This window comes from Moraxella sp. E33BD (assembly GCF_041807865.1).
Taxonomy (GTDB): domain Bacteria; phylum Pseudomonadota; class Gammaproteobacteria; order Pseudomonadales; family Moraxellaceae; genus Moraxella; species Moraxella haemolytica.
In genome coordinates this window covers 1-3,814 of the sequence record NZ_JBGTZD010000027.1, presented here as the reverse complement: position 1 = coordinate 3,814, position 3,814 = coordinate 1, and the positions used below count along the sequence as shown (strand labels likewise).

General features: G+C 42.2%; 2 protein-coding genes. Both read left to right on the top strand.

Annotated features, from left to right (window positions below; genetic code table 11):
• Nucleotides 1-2,221 precede the first annotated feature (2,221 nt).
• On the top strand, nucleotides 2,222-2,857 hold the full coding sequence (locus ACERC6_RS10090; protein WP_373630526.1) for a YadA-like family protein: 636 nt from the start codon (nucleotides 2,222-2,224) through the stop codon (nucleotides 2,855-2,857).
• Nucleotides 2,858-2,897: 40 nt separating this feature from the next.
• Nucleotides 2,898-3,764 carry an OmpA family protein gene (locus ACERC6_RS10085; protein ID WP_373628930.1) on the top strand — a complete coding sequence of 289 codons (867 nt, stop codon included), beginning with the start codon at nucleotides 2,898-2,900 and terminating at the stop codon, nucleotides 3,762-3,764.
• The last annotated feature ends 50 nt before the right edge of the window (nucleotides 3,765-3,814 follow it).

Here is a 3,814-nt window from a genome sequence, read left to right as displayed (position 1 = left end):
CTTAAAGACACCACCGTTGATGGCAAGCTAACGGTGACGAGTGGTATGGATGTAAAAGGTAAATCAACCTTTGATGCGATAGAGATCCCAAGTTCAAAAGAGAATCAACCGCCACTGTTGCTTGACAATACAGGTATTAGTGGTTTGCCAGGTAATATCGCAGCGACTGCTGATAATACACTGTCATCAGATATTGATCCGGAATTGGATGTTTCTAATCAGGGTGCCGATCCAGCAGAAAGAGCAAAAAGATTGTCTCGTGCAGCAACCATGGCTGATGTGTTGTCAGTGGGCTTTAACCTAAAAAACAATGGTGCATCAAGAGACTTTATTCGTGGTTTTGATACAGTTGACTTTATCGATGGTAAGGCAACTACTGCAGTTGTCACTCGTGAGGGTAACAGCAAAACAAGCAAAGTGACCTTTAATGTCAATGTTGATAATGACACCATTAAGCTGATTGACGGCAATAAGATTGCTGCTAACACCACCGATTTGATGGTAAGCAATAGCGGTCGATTAGATATTCCAATGGTATCTTTCGATGCGATAGACAATGCTAAGAAACTGATGACCGCCAGAGATATTGCCTATGCGATTAATCAATCCGGTTTCCAAGTCATCTCCGGTCAAACCGGACTTGGTACTAATTCTGGTGCATCCGAAGAAGTGGTGAGAGCTGGTGATTTGATTAAGCTGATTGCCGGTGACAACTTGGATATTAAACAAGAAGGTACAACCTTTACCTTCTCTCTTAAAAAGACATTAACGCTTAAAGATGATAAGGGTGATGTGACCACACTCTCCCCTGCAGGTGTTAAGACACAGGGTAATGGCGGTGGTAGTACTCTGGGCAACGGCGGTGGTAGTAATGTCGGTGGCAATGGCGGTAATGTCGGTAACGGCAATGGTACTGGCGGCGGTGCAGTCGGTAATGGCGGCGGTGAGAGCACAGTCGATAAAGGCGGGCTTACTGTTGCAGACAGAGACGGTAATGTCAGCAAAGTGACGGCGAACGGTGTTGCTGTTGAAGGCAAAAACGGCAGCAGTAGTCTTGAAGAAACCGGTTTGTCAGTTATCGGTAAAGATGGTGAAAGCAGTCTTAAAGAAGGTGGTTTATCGGTCATCGGCAAAGATGGTAGTAGCAGTCTTGAAGAAACCGGTTTGTCAGTTGCGGGTAAAAACGGCAGCAGTAGTCTTGAAGAAGGCGGTTTATCAGTTATCGGTAAAGATGGTGAAAGCAGTCTTAAAGAAGGTGGTTTATCAGTTATCGGCAAAGACGGTGAAAGCAGTCTTAGTGGCGATGGTGTGAATGTTATCGATAAAGATGGTAACGGGGGCGAGTTTAATGCAAAAGGCATCTCACTCATTGGACCAAAAAACCAATTAAACCTACAAAACAATAAGCTTGAAATGACCGCAACCAATGCTGGTAAAACCAATACATTTAGTATTGAAAATACGGCAGAAGGAGCGAAAGTTGGTGGCGTTGCTGATGGTGTTGACCCTAACGATGCAGTCAATAAGGGCCAGCTGGATGCACAGGCAAATAAAGGCCTGAAGTTCGTTGGTGATGACAATCAAGAAGTCCATCGTAAATTAGGTGAGACGCTAACCATTGCCGGTGGCTTAACGGATGCAACCAAGCTGTCTGATAATAATATCGGAGTGATGAAAGATGGTGATGGCAAGTTGGTTGTAAAACTTGCTAAGAATATTAGCGGTTTAAGCAATATTGAAACCACTGGTCGTATTACTGCCGGCAATGGTCTGACTGTTGAAGCTGGTGGCTTAAATGTTAAAGGTGATACGACGCTTCAAAAGACAACCGTTACTGATTTCACTGCAAATGGCGATACAACGCTTCAAAAGACTGTTGTGAATCAAACCCTAACGGTTGAAAAACAAGCGACCTTTAAAGATACAGTTGAGGTAAATAATGGCTTGACAGTAACCAATGGCGAAACCAAGCTGAAAAATACTGCTGTTAATGGTACGCTGAATGTGACTGGTAACACAACGATTGATAAAACCTTGATAGTTAAGGGTGATACAACTGTTGAGAAGTTAACAGCAAATGGTGATACAACGCTTGAAAAATCATTGACTGTTAAAGAGAAAGCAACCTTTAAAGATACAGTTGAGGTAAATAATGGCTTGACAGTAACCAATGGCGAAACCAAGCTGAAAAATACTGNATACAGTTGAGGTAAATAATGGCTTGACAGTAACCAATGGCGAAACCAAGCTGAAAAATACTGCTGTTAATGGTACGCTGAATGTGACTGGTAACACAACGATTGATAAAACCTTGATAGTTAAGGGTGATACAACTGTTGAGAAGTTAACAGCAAATGGTGATACAACGCTTCAAAAGACTGTTGTGAATCAATCCTTGACGGTTGAAAAACAAGCGACCTTTAAAGAGGGTATCACCTTAGGTGATGCTACTACAGGACCACAGATTGTTCATGAAGGTGATGATACCATCAGAATTCAGCAGAACGATGGCAGTGCAGCACGCATTACCAATGTGGCTGATGGTCATATCGCACCAGACAGTAAAGATATCGTCAATGGTGGTCAGCTGATGAATGTTTATAACCACATCGGTAAAATTGAAAGTCAGCTACAAGCAGGTATTGCCGGTAATAACGCTGCAGCGTCCCTACCACAAGTCATGATGCCAGGCAAATCTATGGTATCGGCAGCATTGGGCGGCTTCCGTGATAAGAAAGCAATCGCCATTGGTTATTCTCGCTTGAGTGACAATGGACGCATGGCATTGAAGTCAAACTTAAATGTTGACACCGAGAAGAACCTTGGCTATGGTGTGGGCGTAGGCTTTACCTGGTAACCCACCCATTGCGATAACTTTTATCTTAGGAAAACATGATATGAATAAAAAACATACCGCATTGTTTGGTGTGATGTTGATGGCGATGACGCTGACTGGTTGTGTTTCAACTTCTGCTTTGGAAGTTGAAACAGACACAGAGGTTGAGTTTCCAAAGATTGATGATGCTGTTGTTTCATCAAATAACTATAAAGGCTCACGGGCTAATTGGAGTAACATTGCTCAGATTGAACATGGCATGAGTAAAGACCAACTGTATCATTTGATTGGCTATCCGCATTATCATGAAGGCTTGTATGGTGTTTATGAATGGAATTACATCTTTAATTATCGTGATCAAGTAGGTGATTACAGACAATGTCAATTCCAAATTCGTTTTGATAAAAACAAAGCCATCAATGCCATGTACTGGTCTGCACCTGAGTGTGAAGAGAAAGTAAAACAAGCAGGTTTGCTACACACTCAAGCAGTGATTCAAGACATCGTTCAGCAGATGCCATCTTCGCCTGCGACACCAACAGAAACTTTTGCCTTGCAAGCAGATGCTTTATTTGCTTTTGATAAATCAGGTATAAAAGATATGTTACCAGGTGGTCTGACCAAACTTGATGAGCTTGCAGATAAGCTAAAAGACTATCAAAGCCAAGGTAAAGTAAAAGCCCATATCATCGGTCATACTGACAGACTAGGTTCAAAAGAGTATAATCTGGCTTTATCAAAAAGTCGTGCTGATACGGTTGCTACCTATCTGTTATCAAAAGGTATTGCATCAGATATACTAAATACCACAGGTGCAGGTGAGTATATGCCAATAAAAGACTGCTCTATCAATGGCACCAAAAAACAACAAATCCGTTGTCTACAACCCAATCGCCGTGTTGAGGTGCAGATTTATGTTGAGCAGTAGTTTTTGGTAGAATTGTTTAAAAAGATGCCACCCTAATGGGTGGTGTTTTT

Bases quoted from the DNA above. Each gene is read 5' to 3' on its own strand.
- ACERC6_RS10085 (WP_373628930.1), top strand. From the start codon at position 2,898: ATGAATAAAAAACATACCGCATTGTTTGGTGTGATGTTGATGGCGATG.